Raw genomic sequence first — 445 nt, 5'->3', positions numbered from 1 at the left:
GTTGGGTTGTCCGTGGGTATAAATGAGAGCCAGGCTCAAAATCAGATACGGTGGTTACTCAGGGAGCAGAGGCGCAATCATCGTAAAGAAGGCCTCTTCCTCAAACCGGGCAGGATTTCCGTTCTGCATTCCTGCCGGGCACCAGGTCCAGTTATCCTGCTCACCACTGCGCATAAATAGTCGGTACAGGGGACTGATTTTGCCATCTGCAGTCAGGCAGACCTCAATACAGCCGGTTACGCCCTGCCCGTACAGAAAAATGGGGGTAAACCGGATACTACGCTGCCCGTAGTGCAGTGTAATACCGGGAACCGAAAACGCGCTCCCGCCAATCAGGAACTCAATCAGGGTGGAGGTAGTGGCTTCGGTGCCTATCTCTGTCCCGGTTAGCCACTCATCCATGGACTCATGGAGCTGAGTTATTCGCTGGCGAAAGGCCGCGATA

The 445-nt window shown here is 54.4% G+C and carries 1 protein-coding gene; it reads right to left on the bottom strand.

The genetic code is table 11. The annotated features are described in order from the left end of the window. Positions 1–54: 54 nt before the first annotated feature. The coding region (locus ACG0Z5_RS23980; RefSeq protein ID WP_394451688.1) for a hypothetical protein at positions 55–445 on the bottom strand (391 nt) is incomplete at its 5' end.

The organism is Scandinavium sp. M-37, assembly GCF_043558715.1.
Lineage (GTDB): Bacteria > Pseudomonadota > Gammaproteobacteria > Enterobacterales > Enterobacteriaceae > Scandinavium > Scandinavium vulneris_A.
Note: the sequence above shows the minus strand (reverse complement) of the source record. Positions and strands in the feature narration are given on the sequence as shown.